The sequence below is a fragment of the Acetobacter sp. DmW_136 genome (assembly GCF_008690365.1).
Lineage (GTDB): Bacteria > Pseudomonadota > Alphaproteobacteria > Acetobacterales > Acetobacteraceae > Acetobacter > Acetobacter oryzifermentans.
This window is the reverse complement of record NZ_VHON01000006.1, coordinates 120,562-144,650: the sequence shown is the minus strand read 5'-3', so window position 1 is coordinate 144,650 and position 24,089 is coordinate 120,562. Positions and strand designations below refer to the sequence as shown.

Genomic DNA, 24,089 nt, shown 5'->3' with positions numbered 1-24,089 from the left:
CAGAAGGCACAAAGCTGTTAGGCTTAGAAGCCCATTTCTTCCCACAGGTTGGAAAGTGGGCGCGCGCCGTAGTGTGAGATAATTTCAGAAGCAGCAACGGAAGCCAGACGGCCACATTCAGGCAATGTGCGGCCAGATGTCAGACCCGCCATAAAGCCAGCGGCGTAAGCATCTCCAGCACCTGTTGTATCCACAACCTGGGTTGGCACGGGGGCAACTTTGGTCATCTGTCCATCGTGCAGCACAACACTTCCTAAGCCGGAACGTGTGAGTGCTGCAAAGGTTGTGTCTTGCGCGGTATGGCGTGCGGCAACGTCAAAGTTTTCTGTTTCGTACAGAGCGCAGATTTCATCCTCATTTGCAAAAAGAATGTCTACATGGCCCTTCACAAGATCCAGAAAAGCCTGACGGTGACGGCCAACGCAGAACGGGTCTGAAAGAGAAAGAGCCACTTTGCGCCCGGCTGCGTGCGCCAGAGCTGCGGCGCGGCGGAATGCTTCCTGCGCATGCGGTGGGTCAAACAGATACCCTTCCAGATACACAATGCTGGAATCTGCAATCATGTCTGGCAGCACATCTTCTGGCGTAAAGCAGGTGCATGCACCCAGATAGGTTGCCATTGTGCGCTGCCCATCTGGCGTAACCATAACAATGCAACGTGCTGTTGGCAGGTTATCAAAAACCTGGGTGTTCAACGGCGCAGATGGAAAGGTAATGCCATTGCCACGCATATCTTCGGTAAACTGCTTACCGGCATCATCCCGCGCAACTTTACCCAGATAAGCAACGCGCGCGCCAAATTGGGCTGCTACAACGCAGCTATTTGCCACGGAACCGCCGCCCATAATTTGCTCTGGAGTAAGGAGAGCCTGCAATGTATTGGCCCGGTCTGCATCAATCAGCGTCATGCTGCCAGGGGTTAGGCCTTGTTTTTGTAGAAAAGTGGGTTCTACGCGGGCAAGAATATCCGTAATGGCATTACCAATGCCGAGGATGTCATATTTTACATCTGAAACAGTCATGATAGCGGAAGATTTTCCTGAAAAATTTCACATACCAACTGTTTCGCTACAGTGCTGCCATAAAAAGGGCAACACTAGGGCGTATGGAATGCTTGCCGCAGAACCGCTTGGCTGTATAAGAAAATGAGCACATGGCGAGACGGTTTGATGCGGGCGGGTGCCTGAGCAGTGGGGCCCGTCCAATAGTGAACAGCCAGCAAGGCGGGGGATTTTCTTGTTTAAAAGACGTAAGCCCGAAGATAATCGGCCATCTGAGCAGTCCGGTTCCGCCAGTCAGGCGGGCGCCCAGCGTTCCGCTGGCGGGTTTGGTTCCATTTTTTCTTCTAATCCAGCGGGAACGCCAGCAAAACCTGCGCCCCGCCCTGATACAGTAAAGGAGACCTCATCCATGGGTCGTGCGCCTCTTCCTTCCGGTTCCCCTCTTCCTTCCGGTGCGGGCTTGCCGCCATTTCCTGGTGCGGCCGCAGCGCGTGGTATGCCGCAGCAACCTCAGCAGCCTAAAAAGGATGAGCCGGAACAGCGCACCTTGGTGGTTGGGCGTGGCATTAGCGTGCAGGGAACCGTGCAGGATGCAGAACGCCTTGTGGTTGAAGGCACTGTTGAATCCAGCATGATTACAGCCAAGGAACTGGTGGTTAAGCCCGGTGGCTTGTTCCGCGGTGGTGTGGAAGTGGAAAATGCAGAAATTGCAGGCACCGTTGATGGCACGCTGACGGCGCGTGGTAGCCTGACATTGCAGGGTAGTGGCCGTTTGTTGGGTAAGGCTGCCTGCCATCGTCTGAAGGTTGAAGATGGTGGCCAGATTACTGGTCAGCTGGAAATGCTGAGCGGTGATTCCGCTTCCAAGCCAGCTTCTGCAACGCCGGCTCCAGAAAAGCCCGCAGCAGCAGCCGAAGGCTGATATTACAACGCCCCTGACTTGCCCCTGAAGGTCGGTTGTATAAGGCCTTCAGGGGATAGGGTTTATTATTTTAGAAAAACAAGGTTTAGGCGACGTTATCGCGCCTGTCACGCAGCCTTACATAGGCAATTTGCGCATGTTCCTCACAATACGGTTTGCCCGGTATTGGGGTGGCGCCACAAAAATGGAAGCCCGGCGTGCCGGGGTCTCCGATCGGCCAGCAGCAAGATGGGCCGCGGCGCTTTTGGGGTTCTGGATCAGAAATGCTGCGCAAAGGGGCCTTGGGCTTGCTTTTGCTGGAAGCCGCAGACTTTTCCTTTTTTGCAGGTTTTTCTTCTGCCACAGGGGCGGCAGTTGCAGCAGGTGGAGTTGAACGGGCAGGCGTAGGCGGTGTGGCTGTCTGTTTTTCTGTTTCACCTACCGGGGCTGCTTCGGCCTGTTTTACAGGCTGGGCAGGCGTTGCCGTTTGTGCCGTAGCAGGAGTGGCTGCTGCCGGGGTTTCAGCTTTCTCTGCTGTTTTGGGTTTGGCATTGCGCCGAATGGGGGATGGCCGTGGTGGCAATCCCAAACGGTGCGCCTTTCCGACAACCGCATTTTTGGTGATGGAAAGACGCCTACCAATTTCTGCCGTTGAAAGACCTTCCGCCCATAATGCCTTGAGCTGGGCGATAATTTCTTCGGTCCACTCCATTTACGGCCACCTTACTATAAATATTGCATCGTTCGCGGGTAAAATACCACGCTTTCAGTCGCGGATATATTACGGTGATGCCCGTTTCATCTCAAGAAGAAAGCCTGCAAGACAGGATACACCACAAGAATAAGTTGGGTATGGGGGTTAATCCGGCTTGCTTGGGGTATCTGATGTTCCCAGTAAATCATCTGTCAGTGTGATGGAAGATTGTGTGGGTGGAACAGGATGAATGGGTTTATGGCTAAAAGTTTTCCAGCCCACAAACAGGATGATGGCCAAGATAGGAATACAGGCTACAGAGAATGATCCTGTTGGGTAATCAAACGCCATAAGCACAATGATGCTACAAAAAAACAAAATGGTTGCCCAAGATGTAAAGGGTGCGCCTGGCATGGCAAATCCGGTGGGGGCAATACGGCCAGCATTAATGGCTTGCCGCAGCTTGATCTGGCTAAGCAGGATAAAGCACCAGGTGCTGATAATACCCAGAGAGGCCAGATTAAGAACAATTTCAAAGATTTGCGAAGGCAGCAGATAGTTCAGAAAAACGCCAACAAGGTAAATGCCCACGGTTGTCAAAATGGCGGCCGAAGGAACGGATTGCTTGCTCATATGCGTCAGATAACGCGGGGCTGAGCCATTAAGTGCCAGAGCGCGTAAAACGCGGCCCGTAGAATACAAGCCAGAGTTCAAGCTGGAAAGTGCTGCCGTAAGCACCACAATATTCATAATGGTATCCACGCCCGATATACCCAGATGTGAGAAAAATGTTACAAATGGGCTGGTGCCAGCCTGATAGGCAGACCAAGGCAGCAGAAGAACCAGCAGAGTAACAGTGCCAACATAAAAAATGGCAATGCGCCACATTACGTTATTGATGGCGGTGGGTAGAACGGTGCGTACATCTTGGCATTCACCAGCGGCAGTGCCGATCATTTCTATGCCTGAATAGGCAAAAATCACCCCTTGCGTGAGTGCTAACGCAGGCAGAATGCCATGGGGAAACCAGCCGCCATGCTGTGTAATCAGGTTCAAGCCTGTTGTGTGGTGATCTACTGGCACACGTAGGCCCAAAATGGCACTTCCGATCACAAGAAAGAGAACCAGAGCGACAATTTTGATAAGGGAAAACCAGAACTCCATTTCCCCAAACCATTTCACACCAATCAGGTTCATGCCGGTTATGAGCAAGAGCGCCAGCATGGCAAATACCCATTGGGGCATGTGCGCAAAAGTTCCCCAGAAATGCATGTAAAGTGCTACGGCGGTGATATCGACAATGCCTGTCATGGCCCAGTTGAAAAAAGACATGGCGCCAGCAATGTAAGACGCCTTTGGGCCCAGGAATTCTAAAGTATAGGAAACAAAGCTACCGCTAGTGGGGCGATACATAACCAACTCACCCAAAGCGCGCAGCATCAGAAAACAAAAAATCCCGCACACCAGATAAATAAGAGCTAATGAAGGTCCCACAGCCTGCAAGCGCCCACCTGCGCCTAAAAACAGGCCAGTACCAATAGCGCCACCAATGGAGATCATCTGGATCTGCCGTTTGTTAAGGGCGCGGTGATAACCTTCTGATGTATGTGATGGTGTTGCGTGCGGAGTAGATGTTTTGTCTGGCATACAAACATTCCATGCAGATAGAAATTCTGTATTTTCACAATAAATTGAAAATACAGAATCAATTTATACAGAAATGCAAAAGGTTATCTAAGTTCTTGCATATCAACCGTTATTTTAACGCAACATATAAAATAAGTGCTGTCAATCCAGCTTGTGGGTAGAGCTTGATCTTACAGAAGGTTTGAGAAGATTTTGCCGTGTGAAATGTCCAACCCGAACTGTTCACCTTCAGAAATTTCTGTTGGCATTGGTGTTGTAATATCAAGTGTTCTTTCGGTGGTCTGCACGGTATAATGATACAGCCCATTGGGGTTGCGGCTACGAGAAAGGATGCGCGCAGCACCTTGGCCGCTTATAAACTGCACATCGCAGGGGCGGATAAATGCGGTTGTTTTTCCGTTTTTTGCAGTTACCGGAAATGGCAGAGCATCTGTATCTTCAGGGATAAACTCTCCCTTTCGTATTTCTCCTGCAAATTCGAGTGTTTCCCCCAGAAACTGCATGACAAACGGTGTTTGCGGAGAGGTATTCAGGGTGTCAGCGTCAGCATCTTGCACAATACGGCCATCCTGCATAACCACAAGCCTATCAGCGATATCCAAGGCCTCTTCATGATCATGAGTAACCAGAATAGTTGTAAGCCCCAGCTTATCATGGAGTTCTCGTAACCATCGGCGGATGGTACGGCGTACAATCGGGTCTAACGCTCCAAAGGGTTCATCTAACAAAAGCAGCTTGGGTTCTGTTGCAAGGGCGCGCGCCAGAGCAACACGTTGCCGCTGTCCACCAGAAAGTTGATCTGGGCGCGCATCCGCCAAATGCGGAAGCTGTATAAGTTCAAGCAAGTCTTGCACGCGGGCCGCAATAGCTGTGCGATCTGGGCGCTGCTTACGTGGCAGAACATCAAGCCCAAAAGAAATATTGCGCGCCACGCTCATATGCCTGAACAACGCATAGTTCTGGAAAACAAAGCCAGTTTTGCGTTTTGGAAGATCAGAATGACCAATGGGGAGGTTATCAATTAGCAACTGCCCTTCATATACCGGAGCCAGGCCACCAATAGCGCGTAGTAAAGATGTTTTGCCTGCGCCAGAAGGGCCAACCAATGCAATAAAGGCGCCGTCTTCAACTGTCAGATTGATATTATCCAAAATCTTACGGGTGGAACCAGGAGCATATTGAGTAAAAGAGTGCAGGTTAACGCTCATGAAGGCTGTTTCCTAAAAGAATGCTCAAATATTGTGCGAAGCAAAACTGTGCTCATGGCACACAAGGCCAGAAGTGCCGCCATGCTGAAGGCGGCTACGGTTTGATATCCATTGTAAAGTGTTTCGATATGTAAGGGCATGGTTTCTGTAACACCTGGGATATGGCCTGAAACAACGGAAACAGCACCAAATTCACCAATGGCGCGGGCGGTAGTAAGCAGGATGCCAGAAAGCAGGGCCCAGCGTGCATCTGGCAGGGTGACTTGCCACAAGGTTTGCCAGAAATTTGCACCCAGCAAAAATGCGGCTTCTTCTGCATCGCGGCCTTGCTGTTCCATATAGGGCATAAGAGTACGCGTGACGTAAGGAAACGTTACAAACAGGGTGGCCAGCACGATGCCGGGCACGGCAAAGGCAATTTGCATATTATGGGCAGCTAACCAATTACCCCACCAACCTTCCTGCCCAAACAACAATAGCCATATGAGACCGGCAATGACGGGGGATACACTGATAGGAAGTTCTATCAACATGATGAGAAAGCGTTTGCCTACAAAAGAATATTTTGTCAGGCACCAAGCCGCCGCAATGCCGCCAAGTGTGTTTGTTACGGTCACAATTACGGTAACAAACGCGGTTAACCGAATAGCAGAGAGGGCATCCGGTTCCAGCAAGGCAGACAGGGCGGCATGAAACCCTTGCCTGAGTGCTTCTGTAAAAATGAGCACAAGTGGCAGCAGAAGCATCAGCAGCACAACAGCGTAACTGCACCCGCAAAGAATAAAGCGGTTTATGGAAAAGCGTGCGGTTGTCATTTTACCTCTTCCATAACAAGTCCGCGTGAAACACGTAGGCGTAAGAAACTCACACCTCCCAAGCAAACCAAAGCGGTGAGTAGAAGCAGAACAGCAATAGTTGTTGCGCCAGAATAATCGAATTCCTGTAGACGCATTACAATGAGCAGAGGGGCGATTTCACTGCGGAAAGGTTGATTGCCTGCAATAAAGATAACGGAGCCATATTCACCAATACAGCGCGCAAAGGCCAACCCAAAACCGCTTAATGTTGCAGGAAGAATGGCGGGCAGAATAACACGATAAAATTTCTGAAAAGGCGTTGCCCCAAGCAAGAAGGCTGCTTCTTCTATCTCTGATGGAAAATTTTGTAATACGGGTTCAATGGTGCGTACCAAAAATGGTAGGCCCACAAACATCAGGGCAATAACAATACCAGTTGGTGTAAAAGCCACTTGTAAACCAGCATGTGCTAGCAGCTTTCCCATCCAGCCATTAGGCCCGTACAAAGTTGCAAGAGTAATGCCAGTTACAGCTGTGGGGATAGCAAAAGGCAGATCAATGCAGGCGTTGATAATTTTATAACATGGCGGACGAAGCCGCACCAATGTCCACGCCAACAGAATGCCTAACGGTAAATCAAGCAAAGCTGCAAAAAGCGCACAACCAAAGCTAACACGAAAGGCGGCAAATACCCGGGTATCATGCAGGGTTTGCAAGATAGCCGTTGTACCATCCTGCCACGGGCGTACTATAAGGGCCAACAAGGGCAGAATAACAAGCAATCCTACCCATAAAAGCGTGATGCCAAAGGTAAGCGGAAAGCCGGGTAGAGTATGGCGGCGCAGAAAAAACATGGGCAAGCAGATAAATCCATCGTGGAGGCGCGTTATACATATGATTTGTTTTGAAAATGGAATATGCCATGCAGCATACTCTAGGGGTCAAACCATGCTGGGTCTTCAGAGCCTTTCCTTACGCTGAATGTTATTAAAACCTATCCTATCGCAGGAAATAACAAAATACGAAAAATATACGTGCTAAGGGTTTTCCGCGATTCTTTAGGGGGATGATCAGTGAGCTAAAAATTTTTCTAAGCGGAGAAATTTTATTAATGCATTGATTAAAAAGAAAAAATTAACATGCAAAAAATTTTGTTGTTAAAAAAAATAACCATTTTTTATGGTTTATTATTGCGTAGTTGTGTGTTTGCACATAATGTCTTTTCAAGCTACAACGCGGCAGAATCACAAAGGGTGATATGCATGTATCCGGTTTGTTTACGAATGTGCTGTGCGGTTCGATGTCGTGCAGCCAAGGTGTCTGAAGATACACCTGTTTTCTTTTTCTGATCTGGCCGGATAATCAGTTTGCCGGCTGGGTGTTTCTTTATCCAGAGGCATTAAAATGCTGGAATCTCAGATTGTCGAAGTAAACGGTACTTTTTTGGGTACTGTTATTTTAGAAGCAGACCGTTCTACGCGTCGTTTTTATGCGGCGCATGAAAGCGTAAAATCTTTACATAACAGCAGATTTACGCAGGCAGATAATCCAATATTGTCTGTTACATGTGTGTTTCGCCGTGTAGGCCAAGGGCGGGGTGGAATGCGCGCCTAAAAACAGGTTTTCGTGTATTGCAACAGCCAAGCCTATCTATTGTGTGTATGCAGAAATAAAAACCTTTCCAAACAGTGTTTTATGTTTTGACAGGAAGGGATACTGCAAGCTAAATAGTTTTTGGTTCGAAATAATATACGTAAAATTGTATTCAAGTAAAGCAACAAGTATTTCCCGTGTGGGATAAAAACAACCAAAAAGGTTGTTGGGGGCGCTTAATGACTGGTTCCGTTCGCTCTGGTTTTTTGCTGACAACAGCCATATCTGGTCTGTTTTTTCCATGCGTATTGCATGCAGAAACATCGGAGTCTGAAGTTGCAGCCTTGCGGCGTGAAATGGCCATGATGCGCCGTGATATGCAGGGTGAAATTCATCGCTTGCAAATGCGTGTTGCGCGCTATGAGCATGTTGCGCAGGGTAAGGGAAATACCGCCAAGGTGGCATCTGGTGCTTCGCATCCACATCTTGTGGCGGCTGGGCCAGAAGAGCCCCAGCCAGTATTTGCAGAAGAACCTTCTCATCCTGTGCATCATGGCCCCCGCACAGGTTCGGAAGCGCATCCTGCTTTGCCGGAAGGCCCAGTTGCTTCTTGGGCAGAGTTTAAGGCTGCTTCTGCAAAGGAAGAAACGGTCCATATTGGTGGCATTCAAGTTGGTTTTCCAAAAGGACGCCCAACTATTGCTTCGGATGATAAAGCCTACGCATTTTCCATTGGCTTGTTAGCTCAGGAAGATGTGGGTGGGTTTTTTGGAATGTCTCCACGAAATGGAGAAACCAAAGGGAATTTCAATTCATTAACACAAAATGCGCGTCGTCTGCGGCTCTATCTTTCATGGCGGTATAAAGACTGGGTTGTGAACGTAACGCCAGATTTTGGGTCCAGCAGTGTTGATGGAACAGTGGGCTTGTTTGAAGCAAACCTAAACTACACAGGATTGCGGAACACAACGCTTACAGTTGGGTATTTTCAGCCGCGTATGGAAGAAGAAAGTGCGGAGCGTTCAGGCGCTTTCGAATTTTTGGAACGCCCAACTATTGTGGATCTGGTGCGTAACCTTGCTGGTGGTGTGGCACGCTTTAGTGTTGGTGGTGAGCATTACGAAAAACGCTGGCTTGTTTCCGGCTATTTCACGGGGCAGAAGTTTGGGGATCGCTCCAAGGATACCACAATTGTTGATAGTCAGACAGGCGCAGTTATCCGTGCAGCGGGTCGTCCTTATGTCTCAAAGGATATAGATGTGCATGTGGGAGCTGGAGCAACTTCTGTATTCAAGGTTAATGAAAACAGTAGTGGACGCCAGTTGAAATTGTCAGACAACATGGAAGTGCCTTTGGGGGAAACCAGTTTGCTAACATCAGGAGCCCTTACGGATGTTGCGCAAATCTGGGCCGCTGGGCCACAGTTGGCTTTGCGTTGGAAACGCTTTTTGCTGAAAGGTGAATATTATCATATTGGCGTACAGCGTGACCATCAGGCGCAAACTGTTCATTTACCGTCTTTGGGTTTTGATGGTTGGTATGTGGCGGCAAACTATACAATTTTGGGAACACCAAGATCTTATAGTGAGAAAACGGCAGCATTTACTACACCCGGCGTAACGTATGACTTTGATCCGGCAACCGGCCACTGGGGTGCGCTGGAAGTTAGCGGGCGTTGGAGTGTAACAGACTTGTACGGTACGGAAAACCAAGGTGGAGCAGGTATTAACGGAAACCAGCAAACAGTCTGGCAGGGTGGATTTAACTGGTATCCTAATAGGCATATCAAGGTGATGTTGGATTACGCACACTTTATTGTATCACGCTCCAAGGGCGTATCTGGTGGCGTTAATCTGTTTGGGCGCGATGGAAATGCAGTTGTTGGCCGCGTGCAGGCGGCATTCTGAAAAACTGGTTTGAAGGTCTCATAATCATGAAAAATACAACCTTTTCTTTTTCTCGTCGTCACTTGCTTGTTGGGGCTGCTGCTTTAGGGGGTGGTGCCTTCTTGGGTGTACATGCAAAACAGGCGCAGGCTGCTTCTTTTAACCTTCTGAATGTATCCTACGATCCAACGCGTGAATTATATGCTGAAGTGGACAAGGCTTTTGCAAATACATGGCATCAGACACATCCAGAAGATAATGTAACTGTAAAAACAGCACATGGGGGATCTGGCGCGCAGGCGCGTTCTGTTCTGGAAGGTGTGCCAGCAGATGTGGTCACATTAGGTTTAGCTTATGATATTGATTTGCTTGCACAAAAAGGCCTGATTGCTACAGATTGGCAAACACGTTTGCCGCATAATTCTACGCCTTATACCAGCACAATTGTTTTTCTTGTGCGCAAGGGAAATCCGAAAAACATTAAGGATTGGCCAGATCTTGTGCGTGATGGTGTGCAGGTTATTACCCCCAACCCTAAAACTTCTGGGGGAGCACGTTGGAATTATTTGGCTGCGTGGGGATGGGCGTTGCATCAGAATAATGGTTCAGAAGATGCAGCAAAAACTTATCTCAAAAGCTTATTCAAGCATGTTCCCGTTTTGGATACTGGAGCACGTGGCGCAACAAACAGTTTCGTACAACGCCATTTAGGTGATGTTTTGCTGGCGTGGGAAGATGAAGCGTTGATGGCAGCACGTGATATCGGGCCAGATCAGTTTGATATTGTCGTACCCTCACAAACTATTCTTGCAGAACCTCCTGTTTCTTTGGTGGATAAAAATGTGAAGGCACATGGTACAGAAGCTGTTGCCAAAGCATATTTAGAGTTTTTGTTTAGTCCGGAAGGACAAAAAATTGGTGCCAAACATTATTTTCGTCCGGTAGATCCGGCAGTGTTGGCGGACTATGGGCAGGTGTTTCCAAAGGTCGAAACATTTGATGTCGCTAGTCTGGGGGGATGGACAAAGCTACAAAAAGACCATTTCTCAAACGGTGGTATTTTTGACAGCCTTTATAGATAGATATCTATCTATAAAGTATTTTTTTGATATTAGATGAAAGATGGCGCTGGCATGTATTGCTGGCGCCATGTTCGTGGGGAAACACCGCTCCATTTGCGGAATGCTCTGCTGAACGCACTCGTTTCTGAATATCCCAGTAGTCTGGCAATTTGGCTGATATCATTTTCTGGTTGTTGTAGAAACACACATGCCTGTTTATAGCGCGTGGTTTCTACCAGATCAGAATAAGATATTCCAAGATATGCAAGTCTTCTCTGCAAAGTCCAAACCGGCATGTTCAAGCGCGCAGATAATTGGGTTAGATGGCCGCCTTCTGGTAAAATTTCTTCAAGTGCTAACAAAACATGCTCTTTAAAAGATATGTGCGGATGAGGTGTGCTGTATCCGTTGCGAGAGAGTGAGATCAGAGACGCTTTTACAATTTCCAGCGTATGCGGTTGTGCGTCTGGCATCGCGCATTCCAAACCAACATCACGGAAAATAAGAGCATTGGTCGGGCGGTCAAAGTGGATAGCAGCTTGAAAGGCATCTTGGTGCTCGTGCGCCTGCTCTGGTTGCGCATGTGCAAAATGCACTTCTTCTGGTTGCCACGTAGGCCCTAAAGCATAGCGTAGCACATTACAAAACATGCCTAGTGTAAGTTCTGCATCTTGCCGTCGTTCTGTAATGGTTGGGTCTGTAATAGCGTATTCAAGCTGCAATAGGTTGCCTTGGCGCACAAGGCGTGTGTGCGTGCAGCTTTGATGGTAAATGAAATGCGTTGCAAGGTTATGAATGGCGTCTTTTACCGTGGGTGAAAGAAGCGCCACAAACCCGATTAACCCCAATGTTTGTGGTTGAAACTGCTGCCCAAACCATAGCCCCAGATTACCGTTCTGGGTTTCCTTCGCGGCTTCAGTAAACAGGCGGCAATACGCGTTCAGGTTTAGCATATCCGTGGGCAAGGCTAATTTGCCCGGAGCCAACCCAGCGCGGCCAGCAATGCGGTCAATATCCCCCCCATGGCTTGTAATAAAGCCTTCTGCGCCAGAAGCAGCGGCGGCCATAACACCAGAGGCAGAAAAGGCGGGCAGGGGAGACATTGCTATCCTTTGTTTAAAGCGAGAGTGTGATCTGCAGCCTGCTTTGTTATGAAATGTTAAAAATATGTAGCGAGCAGTCAAGTCGCAAATCATTTCCATATGATATCATTCCGAAGTAGATATGATTTTAATGCATGCAGAAAGTGAGTCCTATCTCTTTCGTGTGTAGCTAAGGAGTTCCTTCAATGGTGTATCGTTGCATTCTGGGAGGTGAGACATACAGCTTCGATGATCTGAAAACGTTGCTGGCAGTTGCATCATCCGAACGCTCGGGAGACCAGTTGGCCGGTGTTGCGGCGCAGTCGGATGTACAGCGCATAGCTGCACGTTATGCCTTGGCGGATCTACCATTGCAGACATTTTTGGACGTTGCGCTCGTTCCGTATGAGGAAGATGAGGTAACGCGCCTTATTATGGATACGCATGATAAGGCCGCCTTTGCACCGCTTGCACATATGACAGTCGGTCAGTTTCGGGATTGGCTGCTCTCGCACGAAGCTGATACCGCAACACTTGCTGCTGTTGCACTGGGTATCACGCCAGAAATGGCTGCGGCAGTTAGCAAGTTGATGCGTAATCAGGATTTAATGAGCGTAACGCGCAAAATTCGTGTGATCACGGGTTTTAGAAATACCATTGGTTTAGAAGGATGTTTGTCCTCTCGCTTGCAACCTAATCACCCTACGGATGATCTTAAGGGAATTGCTGCGTCAACACTGGATGGTTTGTTGTACGGTATGGGTGATGCTGTTATTGGCATTAACCCAGCTACAGATAGTGTAGCAAATGGCATGGCTTTACTGGATATGTTGGATCATGCGCGCCAGCGCTATGATATTCCGACACAGACCTGTGTGCTCACGCATGTAACCAATACATTGGAAATCATGAATAAGGGCGGAGCAGTAGATCTGGTTTTTCAATCTATTGCAGGTACACAAAAGGCCAATGAAGGATTTGGAATTAACCTTTCTATTCTGGCAGAAGCGCAAGATGCTGCGCTAGGGCTTAAACGTGGCACGGTTGGCCAGAATGTCATGTATTTTGAGACGGGCCAAGGGGCGGCTCTTTCAGCCAATGCGCATCATGGTATGGATCAGCAAACAGCAGAGGCGCGGGCTTATGCTGTTGCGCGTGCGTATAATCCCTTACTGGTAAACACAGTTGTTGGATTTATTGGCCCTGAATATCTGTATGATGGTAAGCAGATTATCCGTGCCGGTTTGGAAGACCATTTCTGTGCCAAGCTGTTAGGTGTGCCAATGGGGTGTGATGCCTGTTACACTAACCATGCTGAGGCGGATCAGGATGATATGGATAACCTGATGGTGCTGCTTGGCGCAGCGGGTATTACCTTTCTGATAGGTGTGCCAGGCGCTGATGATGTGATGCTGAATTATCAGAGTCTTTCGTTTCATGACATTCTGACATTACGCAACTTGCTAGGGCTAAAGCCCGCTCCAGAATTTGCGACATGGTTGGAGCAAATGGAACTGTATAACGGCAAGCACAACCGCATGCGGGAACTAGCGCCGGGGCAAACCCGCCTTGGGCAGTTGGTTGGTGCAGTATGATAGATAAAAAACTGCTTTCTACGGGACCATCCATGCCAGAAAAACGTGATGACTGGCAAGATTTACGCCAGTTTACGCGGGCTAGAATTGGCTTGAGTCGTTCAGGAAATGCACAATGCACAAAAGATGTTTTGGCGTTTCAGGAATCGCATTCCAAGGCTCGGGATGCTGTGCATATTCCTTTGGATATTGCCTATTTACAGGCAGAAATGGGAGATGCGCCAATTATCTGCGTTTCCAGCCAAGCGCCAGATCGGCAAACTTATTTGCGCCGTCCAGATCTGGGGCGCAAGCTGAATGGTGCATCACTTGAGGTTTTGCCTCATGCAGACTGGGATGTTGTCTTTGTTGCAGCGGATGGACTGTCTTCTATTGCAATACAGAAAGAAGCCCTGCCGCTGTATCGGGCGATGTGCAAACGGTTGCTGGGGTGGCGTATTGCACCTTTGGTTGTGTCAACGCAAAGCAGAGTAGCTTTGGGTGATGAAATTGCCCAGACAATGGGCGCAAAAATTGTTGTCATGATGATTGGGGAGCGCCCCGGCTTAAGTGTTGCCGACAGTATGGGGGTGTATCTGACATATGCGCCTTATGTAGGCTGCCCAGATTCTTCCAGAAACTGTCTCTCAAATATTCATACATATGGCCTTTCTACGTCTGCTGCGGCTGACAAACTCACCTGGTTGATGCAGGAAGCCATGCGTTTGAAAGAAACAGGAATTGGTTTGAAAGATTCTTCCCCAGAGAATGGAATAATCGAAAATACACCGAAGATTTCTTGATAATTCTCTGACACAAAAGGATGTACTGAAGCATGGGTGAGGGTTCAACGCATCTCAACAAATCTCTAAGCACGTTCCATCTATGGGGTATTGCTGTTGGTCTGGTTATTTCCGGGGAGTATTTTGGCTGGAGCTATGGCTGGGGTACCGCTGGAACTTTAGGGTTTTTGGTAGCCACAGTTTTTGTGGCGATTATGTACACGGCTTTTATCTTCAGTTTTACAGAACTTACCTGTGCCATCCCGCATGCTGGTGGCCCATTTGCTTATAGTTTTCGTGCATTGGGGCGTTGGGGTGGTTTGTTAGCAGGGCTTGCCACGCTGGTTGAATTTATTTTTGCCCCCCCAGCCATTGCGTTGGCTATTGGCGCGTACCTGAATGTGCAGTTTCCAAACCTTTCCCCTAAAGTTGCGGCGTTGGGAGCGTATTTGGTGTTCATGACACTAAATATTGTGGGGGTGCATATTGCTGCTACATTTGAACTGTTTGTAACAATAGCTGCCATTATAGAGCTTCTTGTGTTTATGGGGGTCGTGGCACCAGCCTTTTCATGGCATAACTTTCTGCAGAATGGCTGGGGCGTTGCACCGCATTTTGGCTGGACAGCTCTGGGCGGTATTTTTGCAGCCATTCCATTTGCTATCTGGTTTTTTCTGGCCATTGAAGGCGTGGCTATGGCAGCAGAAGAAGCAAAAGATCCGCGCCGTTCCATTCCCATCGCTTATATTGCAGGTGTGCTTACGCTTGTTTCATTGGCATTTGGTGTCATGCTTTTTGCTGGTGGTGTGGGGGATTGGCATACGCTTGCCAATTTGAATGATCCTTTGCCACAAGCCATGAAGGCCGTTGTGGGCAGCAACAGCGGATGGTTGCACATGTTGGTGTGGCTGGGGCTGTTTGGTTTGGTTGCCTCCTTGCATGGTATTATCATGGGGTATGGTCGGCAGATATTTGCATTGGCGCGTGCAGGGTTCTTGCCTGCTGTGTTGGGCAAGTTGCATCCACGTTTCAAAACGCCTTATACGGCCACGCTGGCTGGTGGCAGTATCGGGATTGCAGCTATCTTTTCGGATGACATTATCTCTATCAATGGGCAGTCTTTAACGGCCACATTGGTTACGATGTCTGTGTTTGGCGCTTTGACTATGTATCTGCTGAGTATGATCAGCTTGTTTCGTTTGCGCCTGAAAGAACCTGCTTTGTCTCGCCCCTATCGGGCGCCGTTGTATCCGGTTTTGCCAGCTATCGCGTTGCTTGGTGCCATTATTTCACTTGTAGCGGTTATTTATTATAATCTTACGATATTTTTCATATATGTTGGGTTTATCGCGGTTATTACATGTCTTTTCATGGCGTTTTCCCGCAAATCACAATCAGATATTTAATGCTGCTAGAGATTATATAATAAAGCATTGCTGGATTAGATTTTATTAGCCTTTTACTATTGTGTTATAACGTTTGAGTATGCTCAGGCGTTATAACACATTTTATTTTTAATCACTTTATCCTTGCGTAAATTGAGAATGTAAATGCATCTCAAGCCTTGTATGTGGTGTCATGCAAAGGCATATAATCACGCAAAAGTGATCATAACACGACAAGATACAGACTGCTATGCCGGAAGTTCCTAGACCTCGGTAGGATTGTTGCGTTTCAGGCAAGCCAGATATGAATATAGTGTTTGACAAGCCGCAAATTTGTGCAAGAAACAGGACTAAAATGATCTTGTTTATGCGGTTTTGAATTGCATTCTGAATGGCTTGCATTGTTCAGGTAAAATATGTGGTTTTTTGCAGGTACAGGGTGAGTAAGATGTTATTTTAAAACAGTATCTGCAGATGTTGGAGCAACGATTATTTCAAAATTTCTTAAAAGGATTCCCTGATGAAGCGGGAAGTCAGTAGTCTAACCCATGCTGCTGTTGTGGGTGTGCTTATAGGGCTGTCAGGATGCGATCAAAAGGCATCTGCCCCTGAAATGCCGCCGCAAAGTGTGCAGATTCAGGTTATGAAAAAGCAGTCTGTTGCGGTGCATACCTCTCTTCCCGGTCGTACGGATGCTTTTGAAATTGCACAGGTTCGCCCGCAGGTTACAGGTGTTATTGAAAAACGGTTGTTCCGCGAAGGTGCGGATGTTGTTGCAGGCCAACAGCTGTACCAGATTGATCCTTCACGTTATAAAGCGGTGTATGACACAGCTCGTGGGCAGTTGGCAGAAGCTCAGGCTGCCGAGGTTACAGCGCGCGCCAAGCTGAACCGCTACCGTGGGCTTGTGCAGTCTCATGCTATTAGCCAGCAGGACTATGATGATGCCCTGGCAGCGGAAAAGGAAGCCCAAGGGCGTATCCTAAACGCGCAGGGGCAGGTAGAAAGCGCACAGGTAAATCTGGGCTATACAAAAATGTATGCGCCTATTTCTGGCCGGATCAGCCGTACGCTGATAACCGTTGGTGCGTTGGTTACCGCAAACCAGACAGATAATACGGCCATTATCACGCGGCTGGATCCCATATATGTTGACGTTAATCTGCCTGCCATCACGCTGTTGCGCCTTAAGCGTGAACTGGCGGAAGGGCGTATTCAACGGCAGGAAGATGGTAAGGTTCCGGTACAGGTTACGCTAGAAGATGGCTCTGTATATGAACACACAGGCCAGATGGCGCTTTCTGAAGTAAACGTGGATACGGCTACGGCCACTGTTATCGTACGCGCTATTATGCCCAACCCAGATAAGCTGTTGCTCCCCGGTATGTACGTACACGCCCAGTTGGATGAGGGTGTGGACCCCGGAGCGCTTGTTGTGCCGCAAGATGCCGTAACCCGTAATACACATGGGGACCCGCAGGTGTGGGTGGTGAAACCCGATAACACGGTCGATTTACGCCAGATCACCACGGGGCAAACCGTTGGCACCAATTGGATTGTGACATCCGGGCTAAAGGAAGGCGAACGGATTGTTGTGGAAGGGCTGCAGAAAGTAACGCCCGGAGCCAAGGTTGATCCGCATGAAGATGCATCTCAGCCCGCAGCCAAAGCCACCAGCCCCGTAGATCAGAACTCTCAAAAGAGCCAGTAACCAGCATGAGCCTTTCACGCTTCTTTATTGATCGGCCAATTTTTGCGTGGGTGATCAGTCTTATTATTATGCTGGTTGGGGGGCTGTCTATTTTTCGGCTGCCTATTTCCCAGTACCCCAGCATTGCGCCGCCGCAAATTGCCATCAGTGTAACGTATCCGGGTGCTTCGGCCGATACGGTGAATGATACTGTTGTGCGCCCGATCTTGCAGCAGATGTTCGGGCTGGATCATCTGGAATATATTTCTGCGCAGTCTTACGCATCGGGCCAGATGGAAATTGATCTGACCTTTGCGCAGGGGACAGATCCAGACATTGCTCAGGTGCAGGTTCAGAACAAGCTCCAGCTTGCCCAGCCAAAACTGCCAACAGAAGTGACTGCTCAGGGTTTGAGCATTACCAAGGCGGTTAAGAACTTCATGCTTGTGGTGGCCTTTATTTCCACCGATGGCAGCATGAATGGTGGCGATATTGCAGATTATGTGGCGTCTAATATTTCCGACCCGCTCAGCCGTGTTTCCGGTGTGGGTGATCATACGCTGTTTGGGTCTGAATACTCCATGCGTATCTGGATGGATCCGGCCAAGCTGTTCAACTATGGCCTGACCGTAAGAGATGTTGAAACCGCCATTCAGAACCAAAATATCCAGCTTTCATCGGGTGAGCTTGGTGGTTTGCCTGCAACCAAAGGTATTCGGCTGGATGCCACTATTATTGGTCCGCAGCGTCTGACATCTCCAGAAGAGTTTGAAAGAATTCTGCTGAAAGTGCAGCCCGATGGTTCTCAGGTGCGTATCCGGGATATTGCCAAGGTTGAACTTGGGCCGCAGACCTACAACACCAACTCCTATTATAATAACATGCCGGCTTCTGGCATGGCGCTTAAGCTGGCACCGGGTGCAAACCAGATTGCAACAGAAGCCGCAGTGCGTGCCCAGTTGCATGAGCTGGAACAGTTTTTCCCGCCGGGTTTGAAAACCGTTTACCCGCTGGATACCGAGCCGTTTATTACCCTTTCTATTGGGGAGGTGGTTGAAACGCTGCTGGAAGCCATTGGCCTTGTCTTTTTGGTTATGCTGGTGTTTTTGCAGAACTTCCGCGCCACGCTTATTCCCACCATTGCGGTGCCTGTTGTGCTGCTGGGTACGTTCGGGCTGCTGAATCTTTTGGGCTATTCCATCAACACACTTACCATGCTGGCCATGGTGCTGGCTGTTGGCCTGCTGGTGGATGATGCCATTGTGGTGGTGGAAAACGTTGAACGTGTGATGACGGAAAAGCAGCTTTCCCCGCGTGAGGCTGCCCGTGTTTCCATGGATGAAATCTCTGGCGCGCTTGTAGGTATTGTGCTGGTTCTGTCGGCTGTTTTCCTGCCTATGGCTGCATTTTCTGGTTCTGTCGGGGTTATTTATCGGCAGTTTTCTATCACCATTGTTGCGGCCATGTGGCTTTCTGTGCTGGTGGCGATGGTGCTTACGCCAGCCCTGTGCGCCACTATGCTCAAACCCGGTCAGCATGAAAAAACTAAAGGTCTGGCTGGGTGGTTTAATCGCCATTTTACAAGGCTGACCAATGGTTATCTTGGGGGGGTAAACTACCTTCTGCGGCATTTTATGCTCACAATGGGGGCTTTTGTTCTTATTACAGCGGCTGTGGTTGTTCTGTTTCTCCGGGTTCCCGGTGGCTTTTTGCCGGATGAAGATCAGGGGCTCATTTTTGGGCAGATCACCATGCCGCCCAATGCCCCCATGGAAAAAACAGCCGAGATCAATCATGCTGTTGCAGACTATATTCTTAAGACGGAAGCAGATTCTGTTGAATCCGTTTATTCTGTAAACGGGTTTAACTTTGCCGGGCAGGGCCAGAACTCTGGCGCGTTCTTTATCCGTTTGAAGGATTGGTCTGTCCGCCCGAAAGCATCCCAATCTTCTGCTGCAATTGCCATGCGGATTATGATGCACTTTTGGGGCAGCCCTAAAGCACAGATTCTGGCCTTTAACCCGCCAGCGGTTCTGGAATTGGGGAACGCAACAGGCTTTGACCTTGAGTTGGAAGACCGTGCGCATCTAGGCCACCAAAAATTGCTGGAAGCCCGTAACATGGTGCTGGGCCTGGCTGCCCAGGACCCCAGCCTGTTGGCTGTGCGCCCGAATGGTATGGAAGATGCAGGCCAGTACCATCTGGATATTGACCGGGAAAAAGCAAACGCTCTTGGTGTGACTATTGATGATATCAATACCACTATTGAAGGGGCACTGGGCTCTATTTACGTCAACCAGTTTACGCGCAATGACCGTGTAAAGCAGGTATATATCCAAGGTGTTGCCAGTTCCCGCATGCAGCCGCAGGATCTGGACAAATGGTATATCCGAAACTTCACGAACACGTTGGTGCCGCTGAATGCTTTTGTAAGCGCCCACTGGATTTCTGGTCCGCAGAAGGTTGAAAATTATAATAGCTTCAACGCTTTTGAAATTCTGGGCCAACCGGCTGCGGGTTATAGCTCTGGCCAGGCGCTGGCGACAATTACCAATATCCTGAAAAAACTGCCCGCAGGCATCGGGTATGAATGGACGGGTCTATCTTTTGAGCAGAATGCGTCTGGGTCTTCTACAGGGCCACTTTATGCTCTGGCCATGATCGTTATTCTGCTGTGTCTGGCAGCATTGTACGAAAGTTGGGCCATTCCGCTGGCGGTTCTGCTGGTTATTCCGCTGGGGGTTGTTGGCGCAATTATTGCAACATTAATGCGCGGCTTAGCGAACGACGTCTATTTCCAGGTGGGGCTGCTCACAACAGTTGGGCTGGCAGTTAAGAACGCTATTCTGATTGTTGAATTTGCCAAAATGGGCTTTGAGCAAGGCAAAACCTTGGAAGAGGCTGTTCTAACGGCTGCGCGGGAACGCTTGCGCCCCATTTTGATGACATCCATTGCCTTTGTGGTGGGGGTATTTCCACTGGCTATCGCATCAGGGGCAGGGTCTGCCGCGCGTGTTGCTATTGGCACGGCTGTAGTGGGTGGTATGGCTTCGGCAACGTTGCTGGCTGTTTATTTTGTGCCTGTGTTCTTTGTGGTTGTTCTTCGGCTTTTCAAGGTGAAGCGCATCAACGAACGCACAGATCCGCATGCCCAGATTATGAATTCTGACGGACACGAGTAAAATTATGACGCATTTTTCCGCATCCCGTCAGTCGCGCCTGTATCGTCAAGTTGCATGTTTTGCGGTGGCTGTCGGGCTTTTGGGTGGCTGCACTATGATACCCAAATACAAGCGGCCACAACCGCCGCTTGCACAAACATGGGCAGATTATCAGCACACAGATAATGCCATGCTGCAAAAGGCCGCATCTGATATTGGCTGGCGAGACTTCTTTATAGACCCGCGTTTGCAGCAGTTGATTACCATTGCCCTGCGTGAAAACAGAGATATCCGGCAGGCGGCGGCCAGCATTGTAGAAGCGCAGGGGCGTTATGATATCCAGCATGCAGGCTTGTTTCCCAGCATTGGGGCAACTGGTGGGCCAATGTATCAGGCTCCATCTGATGCCGCGGGTTTGAGCTTTGCGCCTGGTTTGGATTCAGCCCAAACAGGTACGGGTATGGCGCGTAATCCGTTCCGTTTTTATCAGGGTGGTATTGGGTTTTCGGCTTATGAAATTGATATTTTTGGCCGCATCCGTTCCCTTAGCCGAGAAGCGGCAGAAGAAACACTGGCCCAGCAGGAAAACTTTAGGGGGGTGACCATCAGCATTATTGCGCAGGTTGCCAACGCATATATTGCGTGGTTGGGTGATAAGCAGGATGTTATACTTGCGCAAAATACGTTGGGAAGCCAGCAAGGCACATTGCAGCTTATCCAAGATAAATATAACCACGGAGAAGCCGATCTGCTGACTGTCAGGCAGGCAGAAACGCAGGTTGCACAAAGTGCTGGCCTGTTGGCTGATTCTCAAAGAAAGGTGGAGCAGGATGAAAACCTTATCAGCTTGCTGATAGGGGCGCCCATTCCTGCTGATTTGCCGCCGCCTTCCAATTTGGGGCAGCAAACTGTTCTGGCGGATGTGCCTGCTGGTTTACCATCAGATTTGCTGAACCGCCGACCTGATATTGTGCAGGCTGAACATGATCTGTTGTCTGCGCAGGCAGATATTGGTGCAGCGCGTGCCGCGTTTTTCCCGCGTATTACACTTACGGCCAGTGATGGTATTTCCAGCTTGCAGTTTCATAAACTGTTTACATCTGCGGCAACCACTTGGGGGGTGAACCCAAACATTCAAATTCCTTTGTGGACGTGGGGGCAGAATTCAGGGAACCTGAAAGCCTCTAAAGCGCGCCGGGATAGCAAAATTACAGCCTACGAAAAAACAGTGCAGACAGCATTCCGAGAAGTTGCTGATGCGCTGGCTGGAAGAAAGGCGTATCTGGATGAGCAGAAGGAAGTAGATGCTTTGGTAAATGCTTCTGGGGATGCGTATCGTCTTGCAAAGATGCGTTATGAAGCAGGGATCGATTCCTACTTAACAACGCTGGAATCGCAGCGAGCCTATTTGCAAGCACAGCAAAATCAAATTTCGGTAGATGTATCCAGATATCAGAATCTGGTCACGCTTTATCGTTCACTTGGTGGTGGCTGGAAAGAAAAAGGGTAATTGGATATTTGCAAAAATGGCAAATAAAAAGCCGCCCCAAAGGGCGGCTTTTTACAGCATCAAATGCAGCTTAAAGCAATTAGATTGCTTTAATGCTTACTGCAGATGTCTTGCCGTTACGGCCGGCTTCGAGCTCGTAAGAGACCTGCTGGCCTTCGGTAAGGGTATGCATACCGGCGCGCTCAAGCTCAGAGATATGAACGAACGCGTCCTGTCCCCCATTGTCCGGCTGAATGAAACCAAAACCCTTTGTAGGGTTAAACCATTTTACGGTGCCTGTTGCCATAACAAGGCTCCTTTTTCACAACAGCGGTCGTGTACAAAATACACACGAAATCATAACTTTTAAGGAGAAAAACTGACGCAACATGCGCCGATGACTCAGATAAAAGCATCCGCTTGCGCTATCAATGTGCGTAAACCAAAAAGAATGCAAGGATAAACTGATGAGCATCAAAAATTAAATCATTATTTCCATGCCAACACACTGTAGAATAACACTTTTCAGTATTTTTATTTTTAAATTTATAAAGTTAAACAAAGCCGCTGCATAAAAATTAAGGTGATGATTATTTATTGTTTCAGGATGGTAGATGGGGCAGGCGGTCATTCCTGATATAAACGGAAGATCCCGCAGGCACTTGCGTATAGTCTGTGCGCAGAATATCAACCACGCAGGGCATGAACTTTTTGGGGTCATGCACGCCCCAGATAACCCAGCTATCAAAATAAATGGCTGGAGGCTTATCTTTAGGTAAATCAGTACATAAATCACGGTCATACCCGTGCCACGGGTGGGCGGCGTAATCGGCTTCCCACGGGAGATACGCATGATATTTCTTTATGGGTAACCTGTGGGCCAGAAGATACGCATCAGGATTATAAGGGACAGCCAAAATTCTCTCATCGGGACGTGTATAAGCACGAATGGTTTTGGCAAAATCAACAGAGTCATCTTGCGTCAGATGCCACTCAGTGGCACGCCTTTGTGCCAATGTTTGCCCCCAAGGGGAGGAAAGGGCGTGTTGGGAGGAGAAGAATATTCCGCCAATGCTACCGAATGCCAAGAACGATAAAATATTAGGACGGTTTTTTAAACAGGCTGTGGCCATTAAGCTTGCCAAACCAAACGCAGCCATAAGAAAAGCCCCGTTTTGAAACCCATCCATTCCCCGGATCTGAAGCGTCATCAGACCACAAATAGCCAGAAGGGCACAAACCTTATAGGTGCTTTTCCAAACAAGAAGAAAACTACCAAAACCCATGGTGATGACAGCCAGTGTTTCTATAATGCGGTCAGGCGCAAAGGAAAGTGCCATGCCGTGTAGAAAGGCATTCATGCCAAAGGGAATGTAATGTGCATACCATCTCTGATTGGCGATAATATGAAAAGCAATCATGCCACCTATATCGCCATAGACGGCGAGCCATAATGTCATGACCAAACAGGCACAAAGGCACCCCAGAGTGACCCATTTTAGAGTTTCTTTGTAAGCTGAGCGATTAAATGCCCAGATCAGGCACGGGGTGGCGTAAAATAAAACAGCGAGTGGGCCAAACGCATAGGCTGCGAAGGGTAAAAGTGCCGTGGCAAAGCCTCCGCAAAAAGCCTGAGGCTCAGATACAGGTTTATTCTGGCAAAGTGGCACTACAAAAGTAGCCATGCTGATAACAGTTAATGCACCGCCAATGGGCCAATAACTATCCAGATGCAGGCCTTGCACGGTCCAGACAGACGCAATGCCTCCCACCCACATGGCGGTTGCCAGATAACGCTGCCAATTAAAAGTAAAAAGAGGCGTACAAAAAATGGCCAGCCCGGCAAGGCTGGCCATTAGTGTAGAAACAAGCCGGAAAACCCAAAGGTGCGAAACACCAGCAACAGGCCCCAGTATCCATGAGAGCATGAAAACCAGAGGTCCATGCGCATCAATATAGTCCCGATAAAGCCGGTCACCATGTTGCATGGCGAGAACACCCAGAAAGTGCCCAGATTCATCGCTGAAAGGCAGGCCGCCAAAGCCCTCTATATTTCTGAATATGAAAAAACTGATACATATGGAAAATAGAACCAGCGGAGCTATCAGTCTTTTGGTAACACGCATGTTGGTTCTATT

At 48.7% G+C, this 24,089-nt stretch carries 19 protein-coding genes; 10 read left to right on the top strand and 9 right to left on the bottom strand.

Annotated elements, in window-relative coordinates; all coding sequences use genetic code 11:
• Window positions 1–23: 23 nt before the first annotated feature.
• Window positions 24–1,022 carry an adenosine kinase gene (locus tag FKW31_RS02615; RefSeq protein ID WP_006116707.1) on the bottom strand — a complete coding sequence of 333 codons (999 nt, stop codon included), beginning with the start codon at window positions 1,020–1,022 and terminating at the stop codon, window positions 24–26.
• Window positions 1,023–1,179: 157 nt separating this feature from the next.
• Between FKW31_RS02615 and FKW31_RS02610 the strand changes: the two genes are divergently transcribed.
• Complete coding sequence (locus FKW31_RS02610) at window positions 1,180–1,923, top strand: polymer-forming cytoskeletal protein (RefSeq protein WP_006116708.1); 744 nt, start codon at window positions 1,180–1,182, stop codon at window positions 1,921–1,923.
• Between the two features lie 85 nt (window positions 1,924–2,008).
• On the opposite strand, the gene FKW31_RS02605 is transcribed toward FKW31_RS02610, so the two are convergent.
• The 5 genes from FKW31_RS02605 to cysT all read right to left on the bottom strand — a co-directional run bounded on the left by FKW31_RS02605 (window position 2,009) and on the right by cysT (window position 7,102).
• The gene (locus FKW31_RS02605; RefSeq protein WP_006116709.1) at window positions 2,009–2,614 is read right to left on the bottom strand and encodes a GcrA family cell cycle regulator; all 606 of its coding nucleotides are present in this window, start codon (window positions 2,612–2,614) and stop codon (window positions 2,009–2,011) included.
• 147 nt (window positions 2,615–2,761) lie between these two features.
• The gene (locus FKW31_RS02600; RefSeq protein ID WP_150177526.1) at window positions 2,762–4,243 is read right to left on the bottom strand and encodes an amino acid permease; all 1,482 of its coding nucleotides are present in this window, start codon (window positions 4,241–4,243) and stop codon (window positions 2,762–2,764) included.
• Between the two features lie 170 nt (window positions 4,244–4,413).
• The gene (locus tag FKW31_RS02595; RefSeq protein WP_150177524.1) at window positions 4,414–5,451 is read right to left on the bottom strand and encodes a sulfate/molybdate ABC transporter ATP-binding protein; all 1,038 of its coding nucleotides are present in this window, start codon (window positions 5,449–5,451) and stop codon (window positions 4,414–4,416) included.
• Window positions 5,448–6,266: a sulfate ABC transporter permease subunit CysW gene (gene cysW, locus FKW31_RS02590; RefSeq protein WP_150177522.1), complete on the bottom strand. Its 819-nt coding sequence runs from the start codon at window positions 6,264–6,266 to the stop codon at window positions 5,448–5,450. The genes FKW31_RS02595 and cysW overlap by 4 nt, the downstream gene beginning before the upstream one ends.
• Complete coding sequence (gene cysT / locus FKW31_RS02585; protein ID WP_150177576.1) at window positions 6,263–7,102, bottom strand: sulfate ABC transporter permease subunit CysT; 840 nt, start codon at window positions 7,100–7,102, stop codon at window positions 6,263–6,265. The genes cysW and cysT overlap by 4 nt, the downstream gene beginning before the upstream one ends.
• A gap of 550 nt (window positions 7,103–7,652) precedes the next feature.
• On the opposite strand from cysT, the gene FKW31_RS02580 reads away from it, so the two are divergent.
• From FKW31_RS02580 to FKW31_RS02570, 3 genes are all read left to right on the top strand, one after another.
• The gene (locus tag FKW31_RS02580; RefSeq protein WP_006116714.1) at window positions 7,653–7,862 is read left to right on the top strand and encodes a hypothetical protein; all 210 of its coding nucleotides are present in this window, start codon (window positions 7,653–7,655) and stop codon (window positions 7,860–7,862) included.
• Between the two features lie 218 nt (window positions 7,863–8,080).
• Complete coding sequence (locus tag FKW31_RS02575; RefSeq protein WP_150177521.1) at window positions 8,081–9,748, top strand: OprO/OprP family phosphate-selective porin; 1,668 nt, start codon at window positions 8,081–8,083, stop codon at window positions 9,746–9,748.
• A 26-nt stretch (window positions 9,749–9,774) separates the two neighbouring features.
• Window positions 9,775–10,809 carry a sulfate ABC transporter substrate-binding protein gene (locus FKW31_RS02570; RefSeq protein ID WP_063353300.1) on the top strand — a complete coding sequence of 345 codons (1,035 nt, stop codon included), beginning with the start codon at window positions 9,775–9,777 and terminating at the stop codon, window positions 10,807–10,809.
• Between the two features lie 29 nt (window positions 10,810–10,838).
• Here FKW31_RS02570 and FKW31_RS02565 read toward each other — a convergent pair whose 3' ends face one another.
• Window positions 10,839–11,984, bottom strand: coding sequence for an AraC family transcriptional regulator (locus FKW31_RS02565; protein ID WP_193562030.1), 1,146 nt, complete (start codon window positions 11,982–11,984; stop codon window positions 10,839–10,841).
• Window positions 11,985–12,076: 92 nt separating this feature from the next.
• Between FKW31_RS02565 and FKW31_RS02560 the strand changes: the two genes are divergently transcribed.
• From FKW31_RS02560 to FKW31_RS02535, 6 genes are all read left to right on the top strand, one after another.
• The gene (locus FKW31_RS02560; RefSeq protein WP_150177518.1) at window positions 12,077–13,465 is read left to right on the top strand and encodes an ethanolamine ammonia-lyase subunit EutB; all 1,389 of its coding nucleotides are present in this window, start codon (window positions 12,077–12,079) and stop codon (window positions 13,463–13,465) included.
• Complete coding sequence (gene eutC / locus FKW31_RS02555; RefSeq protein ID WP_150177516.1) at window positions 13,462–14,247, top strand: ethanolamine ammonia-lyase subunit EutC; 786 nt, start codon at window positions 13,462–13,464, stop codon at window positions 14,245–14,247. The genes FKW31_RS02560 and eutC overlap by 4 nt, the downstream gene beginning before the upstream one ends.
• Window positions 14,248–14,279: 32 nt before the next feature.
• The gene (gene eat / locus FKW31_RS02550) at window positions 14,280–15,632 is read left to right on the top strand and encodes an ethanolamine permease (protein ID WP_150177513.1); all 1,353 of its coding nucleotides are present in this window, start codon (window positions 14,280–14,282) and stop codon (window positions 15,630–15,632) included.
• Window positions 15,633–16,131: 499 nt separating this feature from the next.
• Window positions 16,132–17,322 carry an efflux RND transporter periplasmic adaptor subunit gene (locus FKW31_RS02545; RefSeq protein WP_150177511.1) on the top strand — a complete coding sequence of 397 codons (1,191 nt, stop codon included), beginning with the start codon at window positions 16,132–16,134 and terminating at the stop codon, window positions 17,320–17,322.
• 5 nt (window positions 17,323–17,327) lie between these two features.
• The gene (locus tag FKW31_RS02540; RefSeq protein WP_006116722.1) at window positions 17,328–20,483 is read left to right on the top strand and encodes an efflux RND transporter permease subunit; all 3,156 of its coding nucleotides are present in this window, start codon (window positions 17,328–17,330) and stop codon (window positions 20,481–20,483) included.
• A 4-nt stretch (window positions 20,484–20,487) separates the two neighbouring features.
• Entirely contained in the window at window positions 20,488–21,972 is a 1,485-nt protein-coding gene (locus FKW31_RS02535) for an efflux transporter outer membrane subunit (protein ID WP_150177509.1), read from the top strand.
• Between the two features lie 79 nt (window positions 21,973–22,051).
• On the opposite strand, the gene FKW31_RS02530 is transcribed toward FKW31_RS02535, so the two are convergent.
• Both FKW31_RS02530 and FKW31_RS02525 read right to left on the bottom strand, forming a co-directional pair.
• Entirely contained in the window at window positions 22,052–22,258 is a 207-nt protein-coding gene (locus FKW31_RS02530; RefSeq protein WP_003623691.1) for a cold-shock protein, read from the bottom strand.
• A 295-nt stretch (window positions 22,259–22,553) separates the two neighbouring features.
• A complete protein-coding gene (locus FKW31_RS02525) occupies window positions 22,554–24,077 on the bottom strand; it encodes a hypothetical protein (RefSeq protein WP_150177507.1) in 1,524 nt (507 codons plus the stop codon).
• Between the last annotated feature and the right edge of the window lie 12 nt (window positions 24,078–24,089).

Coding starts and splice junctions, on each gene's coding strand:
- FKW31_RS02615 (WP_006116707.1), bottom strand. CDS start 1,022: ATGACTGTTTCAGATGTAAAATATGACATCCTCGGCATTGGTAATGCC.
- FKW31_RS02605 (WP_006116709.1), bottom strand. CDS start 2,614: ATGGAGTGGACCGAAGAAATTATCGCCCAGCTCAAGGCATTATGGGCG.
- FKW31_RS02600 (WP_150177526.1), bottom strand. CDS start 4,243: ATGCCAGACAAAACATCTACTCCGCACGCAACACCATCACATACATCA.
- FKW31_RS02595 (WP_150177524.1), bottom strand. CDS start 5,451: ATGAGCGTTAACCTGCACTCTTTTACTCAATATGCTCCTGGTTCCACC.
- cysW (WP_150177522.1), bottom strand. CDS start 6,266: ATGACAACCGCACGCTTTTCCATAAACCGCTTTATTCTTTGCGGGTGC.
- cysT (WP_150177576.1), bottom strand. CDS start 7,102: ATGTTTTTTCTGCGCCGCCATACTCTACCCGGCTTTCCGCTTACCTTT.
- FKW31_RS02580 (WP_006116714.1), top strand. CDS start 7,653: ATGCTGGAATCTCAGATTGTCGAAGTAAACGGTACTTTTTTGGGTACT.
- FKW31_RS02575 (WP_150177521.1), top strand. CDS start 8,081: ATGACTGGTTCCGTTCGCTCTGGTTTTTTGCTGACAACAGCCATATCT.
- FKW31_RS02570 (WP_063353300.1), top strand. CDS start 9,775: ATGAAAAATACAACCTTTTCTTTTTCTCGTCGTCACTTGCTTGTTGGG.
- FKW31_RS02565 (WP_193562030.1), bottom strand. CDS start 11,984: ATGATTTGCGACTTGACTGCTCGCTACATATTTTTAACATTTCATAAC.
- FKW31_RS02560 (WP_150177518.1), top strand. CDS start 12,077: ATGGTGTATCGTTGCATTCTGGGAGGTGAGACATACAGCTTCGATGAT.
- eutC (WP_150177516.1), top strand. CDS start 13,462: ATGATAGATAAAAAACTGCTTTCTACGGGACCATCCATGCCAGAAAAA.
- eat (WP_150177513.1), top strand. CDS start 14,280: ATGGGTGAGGGTTCAACGCATCTCAACAAATCTCTAAGCACGTTCCAT.
- FKW31_RS02545 (WP_150177511.1), top strand. CDS start 16,132: ATGAAGCGGGAAGTCAGTAGTCTAACCCATGCTGCTGTTGTGGGTGTG.
- FKW31_RS02540 (WP_006116722.1), top strand. CDS start 17,328: ATGAGCCTTTCACGCTTCTTTATTGATCGGCCAATTTTTGCGTGGGTG.
- FKW31_RS02535 (WP_150177509.1), top strand. CDS start 20,488: ATGACGCATTTTTCCGCATCCCGTCAGTCGCGCCTGTATCGTCAAGTT.
- FKW31_RS02530 (WP_003623691.1), bottom strand. CDS start 22,258: ATGGCAACAGGCACCGTAAAATGGTTTAACCCTACAAAGGGTTTTGGT.
- FKW31_RS02525 (WP_150177507.1), bottom strand. CDS start 24,077: ATGCGTGTTACCAAAAGACTGATAGCTCCGCTGGTTCTATTTTCCATA.